This window comes from Burkholderia sp. CpTa8-5 (assembly GCF_017815045.1).
GTDB classification, from domain to species: domain Bacteria; phylum Pseudomonadota; class Gammaproteobacteria; order Burkholderiales; family Burkholderiaceae; genus Burkholderia; species Burkholderia sola.
Map to the genome: position 1 here is coordinate 132,866 of NZ_JAGIQD010000003.1, position 20,680 is coordinate 153,545.

General features: G+C 63.6%; 19 protein-coding genes. 12 read left to right on the forward strand and 7 right to left on the reverse strand.

Annotated features, from left to right (window positions below):
• Positions 1–27: 27 nt before the first annotated feature.
• Entirely contained in the window at positions 28–897 is an 870-nt protein-coding gene (locus J8I35_RS06820; protein ID WP_124555964.1) for a sugar ABC transporter permease, read from the forward strand.
• Positions 894–1,754: a carbohydrate ABC transporter permease gene (locus J8I35_RS06825; RefSeq protein WP_050017508.1), complete on the forward strand. Its 861-nt coding sequence runs from the start codon at positions 894–896 to the stop codon at positions 1,752–1,754. Before J8I35_RS06820 ends, J8I35_RS06825 begins: the two co-directional genes overlap by 4 nt.
• 32 nt (positions 1,755–1,786) lie before the next feature.
• On the opposite strand, the gene J8I35_RS06830 is transcribed toward J8I35_RS06825, so the two are convergent.
• Positions 1,787–2,809 (reverse strand): LacI family DNA-binding transcriptional regulator, encoded by a 1,023-nt coding sequence (locus J8I35_RS06830; protein WP_209924833.1) that lies wholly within the window; start codon positions 2,807–2,809, stop codon positions 1,787–1,789.
• A 6-nt stretch (positions 2,810–2,815) separates the two neighbouring features.
• Between J8I35_RS06830 and J8I35_RS06835 the strand changes: the two genes are divergently transcribed.
• Complete coding sequence (locus J8I35_RS06835; RefSeq protein ID WP_160300530.1) at positions 2,816–3,736, forward strand: phosphatidylinositol-specific phospholipase C; 921 nt, start codon at positions 2,816–2,818, stop codon at positions 3,734–3,736.
• A 21-nt stretch (positions 3,737–3,757) separates the two neighbouring features.
• Here J8I35_RS06835 and J8I35_RS06840 read toward each other — a convergent pair whose 3' ends face one another.
• Positions 3,758–4,369, reverse strand: a complete 612-nt coding sequence (locus tag J8I35_RS06840) for a LysE family translocator (protein WP_050017450.1) — start codon at positions 4,367–4,369, stop codon at positions 3,758–3,760.
• A gap of 102 nt (positions 4,370–4,471) precedes the next feature.
• Between J8I35_RS06840 and J8I35_RS06845 the strand changes: the two genes are divergently transcribed.
• Complete coding sequence (locus J8I35_RS06845) at positions 4,472–4,999, forward strand: GNAT family N-acetyltransferase (protein WP_209924834.1); 528 nt, start codon at positions 4,472–4,474, stop codon at positions 4,997–4,999.
• 18 nt (positions 5,000–5,017) lie between these two features.
• Here J8I35_RS06845 and J8I35_RS06850 read toward each other — a convergent pair whose 3' ends face one another.
• Positions 5,018–6,079, reverse strand: a complete 1,062-nt coding sequence (locus tag J8I35_RS06850) for an alkene reductase (RefSeq protein WP_124638467.1) — start codon at positions 6,077–6,079, stop codon at positions 5,018–5,020.
• A gap of 81 nt (positions 6,080–6,160) precedes the next feature.
• The gene (locus J8I35_RS06855) at positions 6,161–6,469 is read right to left on the reverse strand and encodes a helix-turn-helix transcriptional regulator (protein ID WP_050017453.1); all 309 of its coding nucleotides are present in this window, start codon (positions 6,467–6,469) and stop codon (positions 6,161–6,163) included.
• A gap of 350 nt (positions 6,470–6,819) precedes the next feature.
• Between J8I35_RS06855 and J8I35_RS06860 the strand changes: the two genes are divergently transcribed.
• Positions 6,820–8,025 (forward strand): alpha/beta hydrolase, encoded by a 1,206-nt coding sequence (locus J8I35_RS06860; RefSeq protein WP_245170138.1) that lies wholly within the window; start codon positions 6,820–6,822, stop codon positions 8,023–8,025.
• A 57-nt stretch (positions 8,026–8,082) separates the two neighbouring features.
• Positions 8,083–8,394, forward strand: a complete 312-nt coding sequence (locus J8I35_RS06865) for a 3-phosphoglycerate dehydrogenase (protein WP_209924835.1) — start codon at positions 8,083–8,085, stop codon at positions 8,392–8,394.
• A gap of 40 nt (positions 8,395–8,434) precedes the next feature.
• Here the strand turns inward: J8I35_RS06865 and J8I35_RS06870 are convergent, their stop codons facing one another.
• The 3 genes from J8I35_RS06870 to J8I35_RS06880 form a co-directional block, all read right to left on the reverse strand.
• On the reverse strand, positions 8,435–9,574 hold the full coding sequence (locus J8I35_RS06870) for a patatin-like phospholipase family protein (protein ID WP_209924836.1): 1,140 nt from the start codon (positions 9,572–9,574) through the stop codon (positions 8,435–8,437).
• A 150-nt stretch (positions 9,575–9,724) separates the two neighbouring features.
• The gene (locus J8I35_RS06875) at positions 9,725–10,066 is read right to left on the reverse strand and encodes a cupredoxin family copper-binding protein (RefSeq protein WP_209924837.1); all 342 of its coding nucleotides are present in this window, start codon (positions 10,064–10,066) and stop codon (positions 9,725–9,727) included.
• A 19-nt stretch (positions 10,067–10,085) separates the two neighbouring features.
• A complete protein-coding gene (locus J8I35_RS06880) occupies positions 10,086–11,030 on the reverse strand; it encodes a metallophosphoesterase (protein WP_209924838.1) in 945 nt (314 codons plus the stop codon).
• A 254-nt stretch (positions 11,031–11,284) separates the two neighbouring features.
• Between J8I35_RS06880 and J8I35_RS06885 the strand changes: the two genes are divergently transcribed.
• From J8I35_RS06885 to J8I35_RS06910, 6 genes are all read left to right on the forward strand, one after another.
• Positions 11,285–11,470, forward strand: a complete 186-nt coding sequence (locus J8I35_RS06885) for a phosphate transporter (protein ID WP_209924839.1) — start codon at positions 11,285–11,287, stop codon at positions 11,468–11,470.
• A gap of 85 nt (positions 11,471–11,555) precedes the next feature.
• The gene (locus tag J8I35_RS06890) at positions 11,556–13,310 is read left to right on the forward strand and encodes an ABC transporter permease subunit (RefSeq protein WP_209924840.1); all 1,755 of its coding nucleotides are present in this window, start codon (positions 11,556–11,558) and stop codon (positions 13,308–13,310) included.
• A gap of 11 nt (positions 13,311–13,321) precedes the next feature.
• Complete coding sequence (locus J8I35_RS06895; RefSeq protein WP_209924841.1) at positions 13,322–14,668, forward strand: nitrate/sulfonate/bicarbonate ABC transporter ATP-binding protein; 1,347 nt, start codon at positions 13,322–13,324, stop codon at positions 14,666–14,668.
• Between the two features lie 537 nt (positions 14,669–15,205).
• Positions 15,206–17,560 carry a type VI secretion system tip protein VgrG gene (locus tag J8I35_RS06900; protein WP_209924842.1) on the forward strand — a complete coding sequence of 785 codons (2,355 nt, stop codon included), beginning with the start codon at positions 15,206–15,208 and terminating at the stop codon, positions 17,558–17,560.
• 76 nt (positions 17,561–17,636) lie between these two features.
• Entirely contained in the window at positions 17,637–20,006 is a 2,370-nt protein-coding gene (locus J8I35_RS06905) for a hypothetical protein (RefSeq protein WP_348522253.1), read from the forward strand.
• Positions 19,970–20,635, forward strand: coding sequence for a hypothetical protein (locus J8I35_RS06910; RefSeq protein WP_209924844.1), 666 nt, complete (start codon positions 19,970–19,972; stop codon positions 20,633–20,635). Before J8I35_RS06905 ends, J8I35_RS06910 begins: the two co-directional genes overlap by 37 nt.
• Positions 20,636–20,680 lie beyond the last annotated feature (45 nt).

Below are 20,680 nucleotides of genomic sequence, written 5' to 3' on the forward strand. Positions count from 1 at the left end.
CGTCGACCCGACGACCGGAGGCCGCGGATGAAAGCGTTCGGTCGCAGCCTGCCGTTCGTCGCGCTGCTCGGGCCCGCGCTGCTGGTGCTCGCCGCGCTGGCGTTGTATCCGGTCGCGCAGGTACTGATCGACTCGTTCTGCCGAGTCGACTATTCGGCGGGCCATCGCGCGTTCGCGGGGCTCGCGAACTATCGCGCGGTGCTCGGCGACGACGCGTTTACGGCCGGCTTCGGCAACACGCTGCGCTTCACGATCGTTGCGTCGCTCGCCGAAGTCGCGCTCGGCTTCGGCCTCGCGCTGCTGTTCGTGCGCGCGTTTCCCGGGCGGCGCATCGCGCTGCCGCTCGCGATCCTGCCGATGATGCTGTCCACGCTCGTGTGCTCGGCGATCTGGCGCAACTGGCTGAACTTCGACGGCTTCCTGAACGCGCTGCTCGCGGCGTTCGGCATCGAAGGCGTGCGCTGGCTGTCCGATCCGCATCTCGCGCTGTGGTCGCTCGCGCTCGTCGACGTGTGGCAGTGGACGCCGATGGCGTTCCTGATCGTGCTGGCCGGGCTGCAGTCGATCCCGCAGGAACTGTACGAAGCCGCGCGCACCGACGGCGCGAGCGAGTGGCAGTGCCTGCGCGACGTCACGCTGCCGCTCGCGGCGCCGCAGATCGGCCTCGCGCTGCTGTTGCGCTCGATCGACACGTTCAAGCTGTTCGACAAGGTCTATGCGCTGACGGGCGGCGGCCCCGGCAACGCGACGCAGACGCTGTCGACCTATATCTACGACACGGGCTTCCGTTTCTTCAACGTCGGGCCGGCGAGCGCCGCGTCGGTGCTGATGCTCGCGGCGTCCGCGCTGCTGGTCTCGGGGTACGTATGGCAGACGGTTCGCAAGCGGCGCGCATGACGACGCGATCGGCGGGCATCCCGCGCGCACGAGCGAGCGCCGCATTCGGTCACGCGATGCCGTGGACGCTGCGCGTCCTCGCGCTCGCGCTGTTGCTGCTGCCGTGCCTGTGGATGGCCGGCGCGGCCTTCATGCCGACGCTCGAACGTTTCGATCATCCGTTGCGGATCTGGCCGGCCGCGCCGACCTTCTCGCATTTTGCGTCGGTGTGGTCGAACGGCATCGGCGCGCCGCTGTTCAATTCGCTGCTGGTCGGCTTCGGCACGACGCTGCTCGCGCTGGCGCTCGCGTTTCCGGCCGCGTATGCGCTCGTGCGGCTACGGTTTCCGGCGCGGCTCGACCTGCTGTTCCTGATGCTCGTGCTGGCGTTGAAGCTGATGCCGCCGATCACGATCGCGGTGCCGCTATTCGCGCTCGCGAAGCGGCTGCACCTGCTCGATTCGACGCTCGGCCTGATGCTCGCGTACCAGATCTACGCATTGCCGATGGCGATCTGGATGCTGCTCGCGTTCGTGCGCGACGTGCCGATCGAATACGAGGAAGCGGCGTGCATCGACGGCGCGGGGCTCGCGCGGCGGCTCGTGCAGATCGTGCTGCCGCTGTGCGCGCCGGGGCTGATCGCGACCGCGATCTTCGTGTTCATCGCGGCGTGGAACGAATTCCTGATCGCGCTGCTGTTCGTGTCGACGCCGAGCCGCTTCACGCTGCCGCTCGCGATTGCCGGCTATGTGACGGAGAACGGCATCGACTGGGGCGACCTGATGAGCGCGGGGCTGATGGCGTCGCTGCCGACGCTGGCCGTGGCCGGTTATGTGCAGCGCTACCTGTTGCGCGGGTTCGCGGGCGGGTTGAAGTGACGCGTGGCGTGGCCGCGCGCGTTCGTGCGTCGTCACGCGCAGCTGTCGCGCACCACCTGCGTGACCGGCACGACACATGTGCGCGACGGCCCGTCGAACGTCTGCATCCGGTCGGCGAGCAGGTCGATCGCCGCGTGCGCGAGGCCGCGCGTGTCCTGCCGCAGCGTCGTCAGCCGATACGCATCGTATTCGGCGGCGGGGATATCGTCGAAGCCGATCACGCGCAGGTCGTCCGGCACGCGCAAGCCGAATTCGCGGCGCGCGACGTCGATCACGCCGAGCGCAAGCAGGTCGGACGAGCAGAACACGCCGTCGGGCCGCTCGCCGGTCGCGAACAGTTGCCGCGTGGCGTCGATTCCGCAGGCGTGGGTGTCGGACGGCGTGTCGAGCACGCATACGAGCATCGCGTCGGACGCGTCGCGTGGCCCGAGCGCCTGCTCGAACGCCGCGGCGCGCGACCGCGCGCTGTAGCTCGTGCCGCGCGGCCCGACGAACGCGAGGCGGCGCGCGCCGGCCTGCATGAGCCGCTGCGCGGCGTGGGTGGCGCCCGCCGCGTTGTCGCTGACGACCACATCCGCGCCCGGCAGGTTCGCTTCGCGGTTGATCATCACGACCGGAATCCGGTGTTCGAGATACTGCTGCGCGACCGACAGCGGCGGCGACGCGGACGTCATCACGAGCCCCGCGATCCGGTAGCTGAGCAGTTGCTCGAGCGATTGCCGGACCTGGCGCGGATCTTCCGCATTGGTCACGAGCGGCGTGAGCGCGCGCTGCCCGAGCGCGGCCATCAGGTCCGACAGCAGCCGCGCGCGAAACGGGTTCTCGAACCCGGCCGTCACGACGCCGATCATGCTGCTGCGCTGCGTGATCATGTCGCGCGCGATCAGGTTGACCTGGTAGCCCAGCGCACGCGCGGCGACCATCACGCGTTCGCGCGTTTGCGGCGCGATGCTTGCCGTCGGCGAGAACGCGCGCGACACTGCCGAGCGCGAGACGCCGGCCCGCGCCGCGACATCCGACGCCGTTACCCACGGTTTTCTTTCCTTGTCATTCATCGATTCATGATCCCTTCGCGCCACGATACGCGCATGCCGCCTGCCGACTGGATGTCCGCGCTCGACGACGCGCGGCCGCTGCATACGCTGACCCTACCGGGCAGCCATGACACCTGTGCGTATACGGTCGACGATTCGCTGGTGCGCACGCAGCGTGCGCCGCTCGATGCGCAGCTCGCGCATGGCGTACGGCTGCTCGACATCCGCTGCCGGCACGTGCGCGATGCGTTCGACATCCATCACGGCGGCATCGCGCTCGGCATGACGTTCGACGACGTGCTGGCAAGCTGCACGCGCTTTCTCGATGCGCATCCGCGCGAATGCATCGTGATGTCGGTGAAGGACGAGTGGCCGGCGCATGCGTGCACGCGCAGTTTCGATGCGACGTTCGATGCGCATCGCGCGCGGCACCCGCGGCTGCGCTGGCATGCCGGCGGCACGCTGCCCGCGCTCGGCGACGTGCGCGGCGCGATCGTGCTGTTGCGGCGTTTCCGCAGCGGCCGGCCGCTCGGCATCGACCTGACCGCATGGCCCGACAACGCGACGTTCACGATCGATCATCCGGACGGCGCGTTCGTGATCCAGGACGAGTATCGCGTGCCGGTGGCCGCGTCGATCGCGTGGAAGTGGCGCGCGATCGACGCGCTGCTGACGCATCTGCCGCTGCCGGACAGCGGCCGCTGGGCGCTCAATTTTTGCAGCGGAACGGGGATGGGCGCGAATCCGTCGGTGGTCGCACACGGCGATGGCCGCGTGCAGGGCATTCATGCGCGGCTCGCCGAGCGCTTGCGCGAGCAGCCCGGCCCGTACGGCGCGATGCTGCTCGATTTCTGCGATGACGACGACTGGGCGCTGGTGCGTGCGCTGATCGAATGCAACGATCACACGCCGCAGCAGGGCGTGTGGCGCAAGGCGTTTCGCTGTTAGCGGCCGGCGCGTCGCCGGGGACTACCGCGTCGCGATCGCGACTGCCGCACCGGCCATCGCGGTCGCGCTCGTGCGGTTCGCGATCCGCTTCGCGCGCGCCGACGTCAGGAAGGCCCGTGCCCGGGACGCGAGCAGCGACCAGAAGCAGTCGGCCAGGATCAACACCGCGAGCATCGTCCCGACCAGTTCGGCCCATGCGGCGACGCCGACGTGCGTGAGGTCGACGATGGTCGGCAGCAGCGCGAGATAGAAGATCATGATTTTCGGATTGCCGAGCGTGACCAGCATCCCGGCGACGAACATGCGCCACGGCGACTGGCCGCGCGGCAGGTCGTCCGCGCCCGTGCCGGTCGGCGCGGTCCACATCTTCCACGCGAGGAACAGCAGGTACGCGACGCCGAGCAGCTTCAGCACGATCAGGCCGGTCGCGAACGTGTGCGCGAACGCGGACAGCCCCGCGACCGCGAGCGTGAGCCACAGCGCCTCGCCGAGCCACATGGCCGCGAGGAACGGCAGCACGTCGCGCACGCCGTTCGTCAGCACGCGCGCGACGAGCGCGGCGACGCTCGGGCCGGGCGTGCCGGCGGTGACGAGCAGGGCGAAGGCGAAGACGGCGAGTGCGGACAGCGTCATGACGGACCTCGTGGATCGGGCGTTCGAAATCGTTCGAAACGATACGTATGAAGTTTCGATTATAGTGACGGCCGTTCCAGACTGCCTGCCCGAAATGCCGTCATGCCTGCCTCGATCCTGATTCGCCCCGCCACGCGGGAAGACGCGGCCGCGATGGCCGCCGTGGAAGTCGCCGCCGCGCAGCGGTTTCGCGAGATCGGCATGGCCGACATCGCCGATGCCGAGCCGACCGATGCGGCCGCCGTGCTCGAGCGGATCGACGACGGTCGCGCGTACGTCGCGGTCGGTCCGCAACGCACGTGCGTGGGATTCGCGTTCTATCGGCTGCTCGATGCGCGGCGGCTGTATCTGGAGGAACTGGATGTCGCGCCGTCGCATGCCGGGCAGCGGATCGGCGCGTGTCTCATCGAGCAGGTGATCGCGCGCGCGGCGCGGGAGCACGTCGAGCAGGTGGTGCTGTCGACGTTTCGCGATGCGCCGTGGAATGCGCCGTACTACGCACGTCTCGGGTTTCGGATCATCGACGATGCGGCGCTCGACGACGCGCTGCGCGCGATCCGCGCGCACCACGTCGCGCTCGGCCTCGACGAAACGCGGCGCGTGTTCATGCGTGCGGACGTGCCCGCCTGAACCCGCGCCGTTCCACCGTCAGGCCGCGTCGCTCAGCGCCGGGTAGTCGGTGTAGCCCGTTTCGCCTTCCGCGTAGAACGTCTCCGGCACCGGCTGGTTGAGCGGCGCGCCGATTTCGAGGCGGCGCGGCAGGTCCGGGTTCGCGATGAACAGCTTGCCCCAGGCGATCGCGTCGGCGCTGCCGTTCGCGAGCGCGGCCTGCGCGGTGTCGAGCGTGAACTGCTCGTTCGCGATCAGCGGGCCGCCGAACGCTTCCTTCAGGCGCGGGCTCAACTGGTCGCCTGAATACGATTCGCGCGTGAAGATGAACGCGATCTTGCGGCGGCCGAGTTCGCGCGCGACATAACCGAACGTTGCCGCCGGATCGGAATCGCCCATCGTATGCGCGTCGCCGCGCGGGGCGAGGTGCACGCCGACCCGGCCGGCGCCCCACACGTCGATCGCCGCGTCGACCACTTCGAGCAGCAGGCGCGCGCGATGCTCGATCGGGCCGCCGTATGCGTCGGTGCGGCGATTGGTGCTGTCCTGCAGGAACTGGTCGAGCAGGTAGCCGTTCGCGCCGTGGATCTCCACGCCGTCGAAGCCCGCCGCCTTCGCGTTCTCGGCGCCCTTGCGGTACGCGGCGACGATGCCCGGAATTTCGTCGAGTTCGAGTGCACGCGGCGTCACGAACGGACGCGGCGGACGCACGAGGCTCACGGTGCCGCCCGCGGCGATCGCGCTCGGTGCGACCGGCAGCTCGCCGTCCAGGAACATCGGATCGGAGATCCGGCCGACGTGCCACAGTTGCAGCACGATGCGCCCGCCGGCCGCGTGCACGGCCTGCGTGATCTGCTTCCAGCCTTCGACCTGCTCGTCGGACCAGATGCCCGGCGTGTCGGCATAGCCGACGCCTTGCGGCGTGACCGACGTCGCTTCGGTAATGATCAGGCCGGCCGATGCGCGCTCGGCGTAGTAGCGCGCCATCAGCGCGTTCGGCACGCGCGCCGCGCCCGCACGGGAGCGGGTGAGCGGCGCCATCACGATGCGGTTCGGCAGGGTCAGGTCGCCGAGCGTAACGGGATCGAACAACGTGGGCATGGCAGATAACCTCTTCACGAAAGGCGGGGAAGCGTGCGCGTCGTGCGCGACGGCGCCCCGGATGGCCGGTTCGGCCGTTGGCTAGAGTTCGCGGCGCAGGGCGTCGTGAAATGCGTCGATGACGGCCTCGTTGCGACGGAAGAACGCCCACTGGCCGATCCGCGTCGACGTCACGAGCCCCGCGCGCTGCAGCGTCGCGAGGTGCGCGGAGACGGTCGACTGCGACAGCCCGCAGCGCGCGTCGATCTGGCCCGCGCAGACGCCGTGTTCGTACGGCAGCGTCTGCTGCGGAAAATGCTCGCCGGGCGTTTTCAGCCAGACGAGGATCTCCCGGCGCACGGGGTTCGAGAGCGCTTTCAGGATCGCGTCGATGTCGAGTTCGGTCGGCATGGAAAGGTGGGTGTTTCGATCGGGCAAACAAGTATCGTCGATGGGCGAATCTTATATCGTATTTTGACGATATGTTTGAAAGCACTGTCGGCAATGGGGTTGATAGGAAACCGTAATCACGGGGGCGGATCGGCGGCGCCGTGAATCGCTCTCGATGAACTCGCTAGTTTTAGTTCGTCTTGTCGGCAATCTCATACCGCCGCGCGCGAGCCGCTCCGGCCAACGGTGCATCGACGCCGAACGCGGTGCGCAACCGGCCGGCTGATCGGTTGTTCGCAACGGCCCGGCGGCGCGCGACGGATTCTGCGACCATCGCCGTTCAAGTCATATCTGCCTCCCGAGTCGCCGCCATGTCCGTCCTTTCCGTCGCGTTTGCCAGTCTCCGACGCTCGTGTGCGCTGCCGGCCGCGCGCGCCTTGTCATACGCCGTCCCGCTCGCGGTAGCCTGCGCCGCCGCCGGCACGCTGGCCGGCGCGCTGCAGGCCGAAGCCGCCACGCCCGCGCAGCGCGAACGGCTCGAAGCGCCGGTCAAGGCCGTCGCCGACCAGCGCATGGTCGTCGATACGCCGCAGGGCAGCGCGATGCTGCCGGTCTACGCCGATCATCCGCTCGACCGGGCCGCGCCCGACGTCACGCGCGTGTTCATCGTGATTCACGGCACGCTGCGTAATGCCGACGCGTACTACGCATCGGGGCGCACAGTCGTCGAAAAGGCCGGTGCGGCGGGCGCGGGCACGATGATCGTCGCGCCGCAATTCCTGACACGCGCCGACGTGCGCGCGTTTTCGCTACCCGCATCGACGCTCGCGTGGACGCAGGAAGGATGGAAGGGCGGCGAACCCGCGCGCCAGCCGGGTCCGATCAGCTCCTTCTCGGCGCTCGACGCATTGCTCGCGCATTTCGCCGACCGCGGCCTGTACCCGTCGTTGTCGACGGTCGTCTTGATTGGCCACTCTGCCGGCGCGCAGTTGCTGCAGCGTTATGCGGTCGCAGGGCGCGAAGGGGACGCGCTCGCGCGTACCGGCATTGCGGTGCGCTATGTGGTCGCGAACCCGTCGAGTTACCTGTATTTCGACGACGCCCGACCGAATGCCGATGCACTTGCCGGCGGCGTATGCCCGCGCGCGACCGAATGGAAGTACGGGCTGAAGTCGGCGCCGCCTTACGTTGCGTCGCAGGACGTGCGCGATCTCGAAACGCGCTACGTCGCGCGTCATGTCGTGTACCTGCTCGGGCAGGCCGACACGAATCCCTATACGCATTTCATCGACCGTTCATGCGCGGCGATGGCGCAGGGGCCGTACCGGCTGGCGCGCGGGCTCGCCTATTTCGATTACCTGAAAAAGCGGCATCCGGGCGATCTCGCGCAGCAGGTCGTCGAAGTGCCGGGTGTCGGGCATGACGGTCTCGGCATGTTCACGTCCGCGTGCGGGCTGGCCGTGCTGTTCGGGCACGCATTGCCGCAGTCGTGTCCGGTCGTGGCCGGCACCGCGGCGGACTGGCGTACGCCCGACGAAAATCGATCGAGCAGAAAAATGCAGGAATCGGCAAGATAAATTCATTTCCCCGCGCGGCCTTCGCGGATCAGGATGACGGTGTTCCAGGAGCTCCCCATGAACATCACGATCGTCGACGATTACCGTAAGCCGGATGGGCCGCCGATCCACGCAGCCCCCCCGGACGTACCCGAGCGTGAAGCGGCATCGATCGAGCCGTTGATTCTCGACCTGCTCGAATGGATCGGGCCCGGCGCGCGGCCGTACGACGAGGTGATCGACGCGTGGCGCACGTCGTGCCCGCGCCTGCCGGTGTGGGAGGAGGCCTGCGCACGCGGCTATCTGGTCCGCCACCATGCGCCGGGCGGCGTGGCCGAGGTCGAAGTGAGCGACGCCGGCCGCGCGCATATCCGGGCCGCGCGCGCCTGACCCTGCGGGGCACTCGGCGCGAGGCGGTGCCTGCCGCGCGTCACGCCGTTTTTTCCGCGACCGGCGCGGCGTCCGGATCGAACACCGTCAAGCCTTCCGTCGGGTCCATCGGCAGTTCCCATGGCCGCGCGGCAATGGCCCGTTTCGCCGCGTCGTAGCCAGCCTCCCGGCGGGCCGCGATGCCGGCAGGCGTGAAATCGATGTCCTTCCACTGATTGTCGCTGTCGAGTCGCGGCGCGGCGAGCTTGATCAGGTGCATCGTGGTCTCGCATCCCCACGCGGCGAGCTGGCGCACGGCCGGCGACGCGCGGTCGGCTTCCGGCACGTGCCGGACCAGTTCGCGGATCACGTGACGCAACCGGTGAATCTGCTGCTGGCGCGCGATGTGGCTGTCGGTGCGGCTCGCGTACTGGATGTCCTTTTGTCGTTCCGACACCTGCCAGATGCTCTCGGGCTCCGGGCCGGCCGGATTCCACATCTGCACCGAGAAGATGACCGCGCTGCGGCGCGGGTTGTCGTCGAGCACGACCTCGACCGGCGTATTCGAATACACGCCGCCGTCCCAGTACGGCGCGCCGTCGATCCGTATCGCCGGGAACGCGGGCGGCAGCGCGCCCGAGCTCATGATGTGGTCGATTCCGAGCGGCGTATCGCGCGAATCGAAATAGCGCATCGTCCCCGTGCAGGCGTTGACCGCGCTGACGGTCAGCCGCGGATGGCCGGCGTTCAGCAGGTCGGGATCGACCAGCGACGCCAGCGTGTCGCGCAGCGGCGTGATCCGGTAGTACGACGCGCGATCGACGCCGAGCCGCACCATCGGCCCGAGCCACGACGCCGGATTGGGCTGGAAGAATCCCGTGATGCCGCCGCCGATGATCATCAGCTCGGCCAGCACCCGGTCCCAGCCGGGCAGCAGCGGCGGGACGTCGAAGCGGGTCCGCTCCGTCACGCGATGCCAGAATGCCGACAACTGGTCGTAGCGCCGTTCGGGCGGATTCCCCGCGATCAACGCCGCGTTGATCGCGCCGATCGACGTGCCGACCACCCAGTCGGGCCGGATTCCGGCCTCGTCCATTGCCTGGAATACACCCAGCTGGAACGCGCCCAGGGCGCCGCCGCCCTGGAGCACGAGCACGACTTGCCCGGGGAGGTCCATGCGTGCCGGCTGGCTCGCGGTCATGGCTTGCCTCGCTGCGTGTGACGGTGGGTCGGAACCGAACAGTTCGATTCAGTTTAGGCGATCGACAGCGCGGGGGCGCCCGCTGCGCAATGGCGGCTTGTGTTTTTTGCTGCCGCCCGTCGTTCCCGGCGCGTTGCGTGGCGAGCCGCGTCATTCGACGGTGATCGTCTCCTTCATATACGGATGAATTCCGCAGAACACCTTGTAGACGCCCGGCTTGTCGAAGCGGAACGAATACGTCTCGTCCTGGTCGAGCGCCTTCGAATGGAAGATGCCGGCGTCGTTGACGACGGTATGCGGCTCCGCGTCGAGGTTCTTCCACGTGATCGTCGTGCCGGCCTTGATCGTGGTCGACATCGGCGAGAACATGAAATTGCGGATTGTCACGAGCGGGCCGTTCGGGCCCTGCGCGAGCGCGGCCAGCGGCGTACCGGCGGCCGCGCCGAACAGCATCAGCACGGCGATGATTCGGGATGGTTTGAAGCGGATCATGTCGGTCTCCTTATTTTTGTCACGCGAGCGTCGCATCGTGCAGCGACGACGCGACCGGATGGCCGGCGAACTCGACGGTCGTCACGCCGAGCATCGACGGCAGCCGGTCGTGCGGCACCGTGAGCGGCACGGGGCCCGGCCCGTTGCCGGCCGTCGGCTGCGGGAACGCGGTCGAGCGGGCGGTATGGAACGTCACGTTGCCCTCGACCTTCGACACGATCTGATGGATGTGCCCGTTCAGCACGGTGACCGAGCCGAAGCGGCGCAGCAGCGCCATCGTCTGCGGCGCGTCGCCGGTGCCCCAGCCCCATGGTTCGTAGATGGTCCACATCGGCATGTGCGAGAACACGACGATCGGCGTGCTCGACGAGCGGCCTCTCAGGTCCTGCGCGAGCCACGCGAGCTGTTCGTCGCCGAAGCTGCCGAGCCCGTTCGGCTTGAAGTGCATCACGTTGACGAGCCCGATGAAGTGCACGCCCGCGTGATCGAAGCTGTAATAGCCGCGGTTGTCCGACGCCTTGCCGAACCGGCCGAAATATTCGGCGCCCGAACCGTCGGTGACGTCGTGCTCGCCGGGCACCGTGTGCAGTTCCGGCACGCGCAGCGCGGACAGCAACTGCGACGCGTGGTCGAATTCCTCGGGCTTGGACAGATGCGTGATGTCGCCGGTGTGGATCGCCAGTGCGGGCAGCGCAGGCATCCCGTTGACGAGATCGATCGTCTGCTTCAGCGTGGCCGACACGTCGGGATTCGCGTCCTTGTTGAAACCGATGTGCGTATCGCTGATCTGCACGAACAGCGGCCGCCCCGCGTCGGCCGGGTGCGCGTCGCCGGTCTGCGCGAGCGCGAGGTCGAACGGCGTGAGGATGCCGCCCGACAGCGTAAACAGCGTGCCGAGGCCGCCGAAGGCCATGCATTGCAAGGCCTTGCGGCGCGACGGGCGGGTGGGGGTCGATGAAGACATGTAAGCCTCGCATTCGTGTGACGAAACCGGACGGCCGGATCGTCCTGGAATAAGCCGGCGCCTTCGCATGCGATACCGGCGAAGCGGCGGATTTATTCCCGCGCGTTGCGAGATCGAGCCCCCGTGTGCGCGCCCGGCGGCGGGATGCGCGCCGCCCGCGGGATGACCCGTCAATGTCCTGTAAGTGACACGTCACATTTGCGTCACGGCCGCCCGATAGCCTCCCACTCCGAATCCCCTCTCCGGAGCCCTTCATGCCGAACCTCGCGGCAACGGAAACGGGCGGTGCGGTCGGTCACCGCATGCGCACCGCCAGCTTCGCGCTGTTTTCTTCGATCATTGCCGGCGGCATCGTCGATGCCGGCACTCATCTCGGCGTCGATCCACGCTTCGTCAAGGAAGGCTCGGCGCTGCCGTTCGCACTGCACGGGCTGTCCTGATTCGCCCCGCGGCTGCGAGCAGGCTGCGCGGCATGCGTCCGGACCCATCGATTTTTAATTCAACACAAGACACAAGACGCTACCGATGGATATCCGTTTCTTCGATCCGAATCGCACCGCCAACGCGTCCGCGTGGCGCGTGCTGCCCAACCGCTGGGACGCGGTCGCGTTTCCGTTGATCATCGGCATGCTCGCGATGGCGATCGTCGGCTTTCACGAGACGATGGCGCCGATCGGCGTGCTGCAGACGCAGAAGATCTCGCTCGATCCGTCGAACCTGCCTGAATACGCGTTGCGCACCACGCTGCGGATGCTCGCCGCGATGGTCGCGTCGCTCGCGTTCACGCTCGTCTACGGCACGCTCGCCGCGAAAAGCCGCCGCGCGGGCATGGTGCTGATCCCGATCCTCGACATCCTGCAGTCGGTGCCGGTGCTCGGCTACATCTCGTTTACGGTCACGTTCTTCCTCGCGCTGTTTCCGGGCCGCGTGCTCGGTGCGGAGCTGGCCGCGATCTTCGCGATCTTCACGAGCCAGGCATGGAACATGACGTTCAGCTTCTATCAATCGCTGCGCACGGTGCCGCGCGACCTGAGCGAAGTGTCGCGCGGCTTTCATCTGACGTCGTGGCAGCGCTTCTGGAAGCTCGAAGTGCCGTTCTCGATGCCGGGCCTGATCTGGAACATGATGATGTCGATGTCGGGTGGCTGGTTCTTCGTCGTCGCGTCGGAGGCGATCACGGTCGGCAACCAGACCATCACGCTGCCGGGCATCGGCGCGTATCTCGCGCAGGCGATCGCGGACAAGAATCTCGGCGCGGTCGGCTGGGTGATCGTCGCGATGTCGGTCGTGATCCTTGCCTACGACCAGTTCCTGTTCCGCCCGCTCGTCGCGTGGGCCGACAAGTTCCGGATGGAAAACACCGCGTCGGGCGATGCGCCGCAATCGTGGCTGCTCGACATGATGCGTCGCACGCACCTGATCCATCAGTTGCTCGTGCCGGCCGGCTGGCTGCTGTCGCAGGCCGCGCGGATTCCGCTGCGCGTGCCGTCGCTGACGGGCACGCGCGTGCGCGGCGCATCCGCGCACCGTTCGTCGCGCATCGGCGACATCGTGTGGGCCGCGTTCGTGATCGTGCTGACGGCGTACGTCGCATGGCGCGTCGTCAGCTTCGTCGCGACCGGCGTGACGATGGCCGAGGTCGGCCACGTGCTCGTGCTCGGGCTCATCACGCTGCTGCGCGTGCTGGTGCTGATCGCGATCGCATCGGTGATCTGGGTGCCGCTCGGCGTGCTGATCGGGCTGCGCCCGAAGCTGGCCGAGAAGATCCAGCCGCTCGCGCAGTTCCTCGCCGCGTTCCCGGCGAACCTGCTGTTTCCGGTGTTCGTGATCGTCATCGTCCATTTCCACCTGAACGCAGACATCTGGCTGTCGCCGCTGATCGTGCTCGGCACGCAGTGGTACATCCTGTTCAACGTGATCGCGGGCGCGATGTCCTATCCGAACGATTACAAGGAAGCGACGAAGAATTTCCGCATCCGCGGCTGGCAGTGGTGGCGCCAGGCGATGCTGCCCGGCATCTTCCCGTACTACGTGACGGGCGCGATCACCGCGTCGGGCGGTGCGTGGAACGCGAGCATCGTGTCGGAGTTCGTGCAGTGGGGCGACACGAAGGTCGTCGCGCACGGCCTCGGCGCGTATATCGCACAGACCACCGCCGCCGGGGATTTCCCGAAGATCATCCTGGGCATCGCCGTGATGTCCCTGTTCGTTACCTTGTTCAACCGCCTGCTGTGGCGTCCGATGTACGCCTATGCGGAATCCCGGCTCCGTCTCGATTGAGAGTAAGCGCGATGCAAAATTCGACCGTTGTCAACGCCCCCGTCAAGACGTCTCAACCGCTGCAGCCGCCGCGGCTCGGCGAAGAAATCCTGCGCGTCGAGCACGTGAACCGCGGCTTCAACAAGACGCAGGGCGAACTGCTCGTGCTCGACGACGCGAACCTGTCGCTGCGCGAAGGCGAGATCGTCGGCCTGCTCGGCCGCTCGGGCTCGGGCAAGTCGACGCTGCTGCGGATCATCGCCGGGCTGATCGAGCCGACCGGCGGCGAAGTGACCTATCTCGGCAAGCCGCTGCGCGGCCCGGCCGAAGGCGTCGCGATGGTGTTCCAGACTTTCGCGCTGTTCCCGTGGCTCACCGTGTTGCAGAACGTGGAAGCCGGGTTGGAGGCGCTCGGCGTCGGCGCGCGCGAGCGGCGCGAACGCGCGCTGGCCGCGATCGACCTGATCGGTCTCGACGGCTTCGAGAACGCGTACCCGCGAGAACTGTCGGGCGGCATGCGTCAGCGCGTCGGTTTTGCACGCGCACTGGTCGTCGATCCGACCATTCTGCTGATGGACGAGCCGTTCTCCGCACTCGACGTGCTGACGGCCGAAACGCTGCGTACCGATTTGCTCGATCTGTGGACGCAAGGCCGCATGCCGATCAAGTCGGTGCTGATCGTCACGCACAACATCGAGGAAGCGGTGTTCATGTGCGATCGCATTCTCGTGCTGTCGTCGAACCCGGGCCGCGTGATCGCCGAGATCAAGGTGCCGTTCAAGCACCCGCGCAACCGGCTCGACACCGATTTCCGCAAGCTCGTCGACGACATCTACGCGAAGATGACCGCCCGTCAGACCGGCGAAGCGACGAAGAAGGGGCTGGAACTGGGCAGCTGGATGCCGCGCGTGTCGACCAACCTGATGGCCGGCCTGATCGAGACGCTCGCGATGGCGCCGTACCACGGTCGTGCGGACATGCCGGAAATCGCGCGTTCGCTGCATCTGGAAGTCGACGAACTGTTTCCGATCGCGGAAGTGCTGCAGCACCTCGGGTTCGCCGACGTGCGTGAGGGCGACGTGTTCCTGACGCCGCCCGCGCGCGTGTTCGCGGAATTCGGCACGCAGGAGCGCAAGCTGATGTTCGCGGATCACCTGCTGAAGCACGTGCCGCTCGCTGCGCGGATCCGGAAGGTGCTGAACGAGCGCCCGGGCCATCGCGCGCCGCGCGTGCGCTTCGAGCAGGAGCTGGAGGATTTCCTGTCCGACGAAGCGGCGGAGGAAACGCTCGATGCGGTGATCGACTGGGGGCGGTACGGGGAGGTCTTTTCGTACAACGACAAGACGGAAGTGTTCAGTCTGGAGGATGTCGAGTCGTAAAGTCGGAAAGTGGATCTGTGGGGCGCGACATCCATCCGTCACCGATGTCGCGCCGACGTTGGAGTGTGACAATTTTCTACATTTCGAAAATTCGATTATGTATCAGATAGATGGATTGATATCGTTCGGCATGTCGAGGATTTATAGGGGATTTTTTAGGATATTATAATTTATGAAATATACTTTCATTTTGATAGAATTGACTTTCTCGTATGATGGCCGAGAGCCCTTTTTGTATCCCATGATGACCTATATTTCCTATTCAGTTGTTTGATTTTAGCGATGCTTTTGGGGGTCGCGGTTTGAGGTAATAAGGGATAGTAAAAAATAGAAAGTTAATTAATAGTAAATAAAAATTTATAAAATAGATAAGTGATTTATGTGATTCTGTAAAAATTCCGCATTGCCAGATATGTGGCCGGTGCGTGTTCATTTTCGTGAACACATGCTTCACTGGCGAGAGCGTTGTGGCACTGCGTCCCTGAATGCGTGAATGGGAGAACGTGCCGGCGTAAAACCTCTCGTTCAACGGCAACCATGCGAACCATTCAGGATGTACTGAAACACCCCAATTCGGTCGTTACCCAACCGCTGCATCTCGAGATCGCGGCGCTCGATGCGCCGGTCTCCGTTCTGTCATTCGTTCTGACCGAGGAAATGAATACGCGATTCCTCGCGGACATCATCGTGACCTCGCAGGACAAGCGGATCGACGGTGCGACGATTGTGGGCCAGCCGGCAGTCTTCACGATCGAGGAACACGCTTCCGTGCCGTCGATGGCGGATGTGATCCATCCGGTTCGGCATGCAGTGCGTACCGTGCACGGCGTCGTAACACAATGGACTCGCGTCAGAACGTCTCGCGACGAAGCCACCTACCAAGTCCATCTGAAGCCGCGTTTCTCGCTGCTTGAAGAGGTGCACGATTCGGCCGTATTGCTGGACAGGTCGTTGCGCGAGCTGCTGAGCGACATGATCGTCGATCGCGACTTGTTCCAATCCTTCGACGTCGAGTTCGAGCTGGAAGGGCTCGACGGGAAGTTCGAGCAAACCGTGATGTACGAAGAGACGGTCGCGAACTTTATCGACCGGCACTGCCGGCGCGTGGGAGTCTATTACTACTTCAAGCAGGCGAAGAAGGAGGACGGCCCGCAACGCGACACGTTGGTGTTCGGCAATACGCCTCGAGGCTATATGCGAGCGCTCGAGGTGCCGGTGATGCCGCATTCCGGTCTGACGAGCTGGCACGAGGCGATTCTGACGCTGGAAGTCACGCGCGCGCTGGTGCCGCAGACGGTTCGCGAATGGGATCGCAACTACCGCATACCTGACGATCCGCTGCAGGTCGAATCGATCGTGGCCTATGACGATCGCTCGGTATACGGGAGCGTGAACCGCAGCGTCGAGCATTTCCATTCGGTCGAGGAAGGGCAGGCGCTGGCTGACGCGCGGCGTGACGAACTGCTCACGCGGCAAGTGCGGCTCAACGGCACGAGTAACGTCATCGGCATGACGCCTGGCATGGTGGTGCGGATCACCAATGACGAGGTGCACGAGGCGCCGCACGGGATGGTGATCACGAAGCTCGTCACGACCGGTAGCCGGAGCCAGTCGGTGGTCAACACCTTCGAAGCGATCCCCGCGCATCAGACCTACCGGCCCGAATACGTTCCTGAAAAGCATTGGCGATGGATCGCCGGCATGCTGATCGGTGTGGTCGAGTCCGGCGATGACGAGCCGTACGCATGGATGGACGAATATGGCCGCTATCGCGTCAGGCTCCTGTTCACCCGGCACAGCGGCAAGCACGGCACGAACAGCATGCCGTTGCGTGTGCTGCGTACGTCGGCGTCGTATCAGGGCGGCCTGCACATCCCCTTGCTGCCGCGGTCCGAAGTACGCGTCGTCGCGACCCAGGGAAATTGCGACCGCCTGCTGATCGCAGGGGCGCTGCATGACCATGCGCGTCGCGACCTCGTTCACGGCAAGGAAGGGTGGTACAGCCGCGCCGTATTCCGCTCGCCCTTGCTCGGCAACAAGTTGCGCTTCGAGGATCTGAAAGACCACGAGGGTATCCGGTTGGCGACGGTGTTCGGGCAGTCGTCGCTCAACATGGGCCATCTGGTCGACGGGGACAAGAACAAGCGCGGCCAGGGCTTCGAATTGACCACGCAGAACTGGGGCACGTTGCGCGCGCCGAAGGGGCTGTTCGTTTCGGCAGACGCAGCAGGTGGATCCGAGACACCGCATCTCGACATGCCCGCCGCTATCGCGCAACTCAAGACAGCATTGCAGCGTGTAACGGACCTTGCGGCTGCGACGACGCAAGCCAAGGCCGACCCTGCGGACCGTGCGACGCAGGCGGCGCTGCTCGACGGCCTCGATCAGCTCCGCGACGCGGGGCTGCTTGCGAGTGCTCCCGGCGGCATCGCGTTCGTGACACCGAAATCACTGCAGCAATCGACGGGCGAGAACGTGATTGTCACCGCAGGCCGGGACATGGACGTGAGCATCGTCAGGCGGCTGCGCATGGTGGCGGGTGACCTGATCTCGCTGTGCGCGCACAAGCTTGGGCTGAATTTTGTCGCAGCGAAGGGCAAGGTCATGATGGCGGCGCTTACGGACGGGATGGACTTGTTCTCGAAGCAGCAGTTGCGCGTCGCGAGCCAAAGTGCGGACGTCCAAGTGTCGGCCAAGTCGAAGATCACACTCAACAGCGGTGGAGCTTCGCTCGTAATCGAGAACGGCAACATGACATTTCACTGTCCCGGCGCCTTCACGATAAAGGCGGCGTCATTCTCGTTTCACGGGCCGAACAACGTCACGACACCATTGCCGTCGCTACCGCAGGCCAACCTGAAGATTTCTGACCGGTACTCGTCGTCCCACTGAAGCCATGATCATCAGCCCTCCCTTCCTTCCCGTATCGGGCGCGACGTCTAGTGATGCGTCAAAGACGGACCCTATGATGGACGTCGTCGATCAGTTCGAGATTGGTCATCATGGGGTCTATCCCGTTGCCTTCGACCGGCGCTTTCACTGTGGCATTCACCTGGATCCGGGCGAGCAGCACGAACCGGTGCGGGCAATTGCTGACGGCGAGGTGGTCGCGTATCGCGTTTGCAAAAGCGCTCTGTCTGATGGCGCGAAAGATCCGACTGGACAACCGGCGCTGAACTCGAATGCGGGATTCGTCTTACTCAGACATAAGACAGAGACAGGACATGGGCGAACGATCACGTTCTACTCACTATATATGCATTTGCTGGACATGACCGAACAGGAGTGGCTTGCTCCCCAGCCAACCGATCCGCCGGCCGAGGGATCGATGAGTGCCCTCCCCAAATGGCTGCTCGATACGGCGGGCGGCAAAGACGGAATCGTTCAGCCGGGCGGCGCAAAGAAGGTGTACCGCAAGGACATGCTCGGATACGTCGGTCAGCATCAGGGGGTGCGGCATCTGCATTTCGAAGTTTTCATGTCGGATGCTGACTTTACAGCCTGGTTTGATCAGGACGGCCACCACGTTCAACTGGGTGAGAAAGATCTTGTTCAGCCTGCGTCGAGCGACTACTGGGGACATTCCTATTTCATCATTAAGGGTCCACAGGATTTTGTCGCGCAGCCGGCGGGTATGACGGACGACTGGTTTCCGCGACTGCCAGGCGGCTCAATTGGTGAGCAAGACATCCTTTATGTGGAAGCGTGGTTCAACAAGGGGCGGCGCTATACATGCGCGTGGATCGACCGTGGCAGCAGCGGCGACGTTATCCTGCTTACACAGGTTCCGGTTGCTGACCCGTACGACGGAGAAACGGAACAGTATGAATATGATCTGTATGATCGAGCGGTAGCACTCTATTCAGAGTGTCCGAGTGATGGCTATGAAATGCTGCGCTTTGGGCGAATTCTTTCAAGTGCGGTGGTGCCGGGAGAAGCTCCTGCTACTTGGGTCGCAGTGCCCATCGATGAGAATGGCACGCAAGGATATGTCAACATCGCTGCTGACGAGATCATCAAATTGTCGGACGCCGACTTTCCATTCTTCAAGGGCTGGCAAAAAGTTGACGAAAGCAATACGCCGTTTAATCAGGACGGGTTATGCGGATACGATGAGCTTTGCCGTCTGACCGGCGTTGCTGATCCACAGGCAACGTCCGGAATGATCCAGCCGCTCGAATACGACAATAACAACGACGATAATGCCAACCAGTTGCTCGCAGGCTATGTGCGGAATGCAGAGGGTGTGCGCACAAAGCTCAGAGGGTTGGTGTTCAACGCGCGCAGCGAGTGGGATCCCTTGTACAACGACGATCGCTATAAAGGTCTGAATGGACCAGATGGATTCTTTGGCAAGCAGAAAGATACCAACCCAGATGGCTATGCCTCGTTTATTAAGTTCCTCGGGAATTTTCAGTTTCTGGACAAGTTGCCGTCCGAATCGTCGCTAGCAGATCAGAAGTTCTGGTATTTTCATCCGCTTGAATTTATTCGGCACTTCAGGAAGTGCGGGTGGCTCAGTAAGAAGGAGATGATTCAGCTTATACCGGATCGCGTTATTAGAAAGCCCGGGTCGCATAATTCGCCCTCTCAGGGAGTATGGGAATCGCCAAATCCAGATTATGCTTCATCTTTGCTTGATAGATTTGGACTGGGTTTGAACAATTCGATGAGGAAGTTCAAGCTTGATACCCCTAGTCGACAGGCGTGTTTTATGGCAAATGCCACACAGGAAACAGGATGGTTCCGCTATCTTGCGGAAGGGAATCGCAACGATGGTGCGACAGATCTGCACGGTGGTTGGTTTGGTCGGGGTTTTCTGCAGTTGACAAATCCTAACGGAAATATGGGTGGCGGAAATAATAATTATTATAAATATTTTAAATTTATTGGTCGAAACCCGCGTTTGCCACCAGGGGAGCAGGAGGTGCGGTGGCGAAATGAGATTGCAAGAGATGTTTGTCATGCGAGTCATAGTGCAGGCGCTTATTGGGTTTGGTCCGGAAAATCAATGCCAACGGCGAACAATCCGGCGCGACCACGGGTGGATAGTGCGAATAAATATGCGGACGAGATGAGTGTGAATGAAAGAAGGACAATCCGAACAAATGCCGGTGTTAAGGTGTGGTATTACAACCAGTCCTTTGCGAATTGTGCTGCGGCAGTGAATTATCCGGGGGCTACAGGCAGGAATCCACCAAACATGAATGGTCTAGTAGATCGGTCGACGTCGTTCATTAATGCGCTAATGGTTCTGACTGATATTGTGGTTTTCAAGGGCCCAAATCAAGAGGATCTAACGTGGCCGGAAAATTTCACAAGGCGGAAATTGTCGTGAGAAATGTATTTTTAGCGTTGGTGGCATTTTTTTGGCTCGATGGGGCTGCGATAGCTGAGTTGGCTTCTAATGGTCGATCCAATTATAGAGATAATATATTTCTTTTGGAGAGTCGGTGTGGGTACATTCTCGGTGAAAATATATCGTCAAAAACGGTTGATTCGTCTATGAATGTAAATAATGGAATTGTGTCATTTGATTTTTATCTTGTGATGAAGCTGGATGGGGCTGCTATACGCGGTAAGCTATCGTTTAGTTGCTTTGTGGCTGGGTCGGGTGTGTCAAGTTCGAGTGTTGCGAATAAAACTACCGCAGTCGACGAAATTGCTTTGGAAGATTCTGGCGGACGATATGTGCGCAATATCGTATGGCAAAGGAAATACGAAGGAAAGGGGTGGGATGGAACTGTTGCCTATGTTAATTCGGTATATGGAGATCAGGAAAGAATGCGTGTTCCTGATTATTTTTTAATATGTCCTAATGCAATATATTTTCCGTGTTTCTCGTTTGAGGTTGTGGGGAGGGGGCTCGAAAAAAAGGAAAGCGATCGAATTCCTGTGGTGCTTGGCGGAATTGAAGTTGTTGCCTTGCGATCGACAGTTCCTGAAACAAACGAAAGGGATCGATAGACTTTAATTCTCCATTAATTTGTCCGTGCGCCTGGGTGCGCGGTG

Coding starts and splice junctions, on each gene's coding strand:
- J8I35_RS06850 (WP_124638467.1), bottom strand. CDS start 6,079: ATGCCCACGTTGTTCGATCCCGTTACGCTCGGCGACCTGACCCTGCCG.
- J8I35_RS06825 (WP_050017508.1), top strand. CDS start 894: ATGACGACGCGATCGGCGGGCATCCCGCGCGCACGAGCGAGCGCCGCA.
- J8I35_RS06855 (WP_050017453.1), bottom strand. CDS start 6,469: ATGCCGACCGAACTCGACATCGACGCGATCCTGAAAGCGCTCTCGAAC.
- J8I35_RS06895 (WP_209924841.1), top strand. CDS start 13,322: ATGCAAAATTCGACCGTTGTCAACGCCCCCGTCAAGACGTCTCAACCG.
- J8I35_RS06835 (WP_160300530.1), top strand. CDS start 2,816: ATGATCCCTTCGCGCCACGATACGCGCATGCCGCCTGCCGACTGGATG.
- J8I35_RS06820 (WP_124555964.1), top strand. CDS start 28: ATGAAAGCGTTCGGTCGCAGCCTGCCGTTCGTCGCGCTGCTCGGGCCC.
- J8I35_RS06885 (WP_209924839.1), top strand. CDS start 11,285: ATGCCGAACCTCGCGGCAACGGAAACGGGCGGTGCGGTCGGTCACCGC.
- J8I35_RS06900 (WP_209924842.1), top strand. CDS start 15,206: ATGCGAACCATTCAGGATGTACTGAAACACCCCAATTCGGTCGTTACC.
- J8I35_RS06830 (WP_209924833.1), bottom strand. CDS start 2,809: ATGAATGACAAGGAAAGAAAACCGTGGGTAACGGCGTCGGATGTCGCG.
- J8I35_RS06905 (WP_348522253.1), top strand. CDS start 17,637: ATGGACGTCGTCGATCAGTTCGAGATTGGTCATCATGGGGTCTATCCC.
- J8I35_RS06865 (WP_209924835.1), top strand. CDS start 8,083: ATGAACATCACGATCGTCGACGATTACCGTAAGCCGGATGGGCCGCCG.
- J8I35_RS06845 (WP_209924834.1), top strand. CDS start 4,472: ATGCCTGCCTCGATCCTGATTCGCCCCGCCACGCGGGAAGACGCGGCC.
- J8I35_RS06875 (WP_209924837.1), bottom strand. CDS start 10,066: ATGATCCGCTTCAAACCATCCCGAATCATCGCCGTGCTGATGCTGTTC.
- J8I35_RS06880 (WP_209924838.1), bottom strand. CDS start 11,030: ATGTCTTCATCGACCCCCACCCGCCCGTCGCGCCGCAAGGCCTTGCAA.
- J8I35_RS06860 (WP_245170138.1), top strand. CDS start 6,820: ATGTCCGTCCTTTCCGTCGCGTTTGCCAGTCTCCGACGCTCGTGTGCG.
- J8I35_RS06870 (WP_209924836.1), bottom strand. CDS start 9,574: ATGACCGCGAGCCAGCCGGCACGCATGGACCTCCCCGGGCAAGTCGTG.
- J8I35_RS06890 (WP_209924840.1), top strand. CDS start 11,556: ATGGATATCCGTTTCTTCGATCCGAATCGCACCGCCAACGCGTCCGCG.
- J8I35_RS06840 (WP_050017450.1), bottom strand. CDS start 4,369: ATGACGCTGTCCGCACTCGCCGTCTTCGCCTTCGCCCTGCTCGTCACC.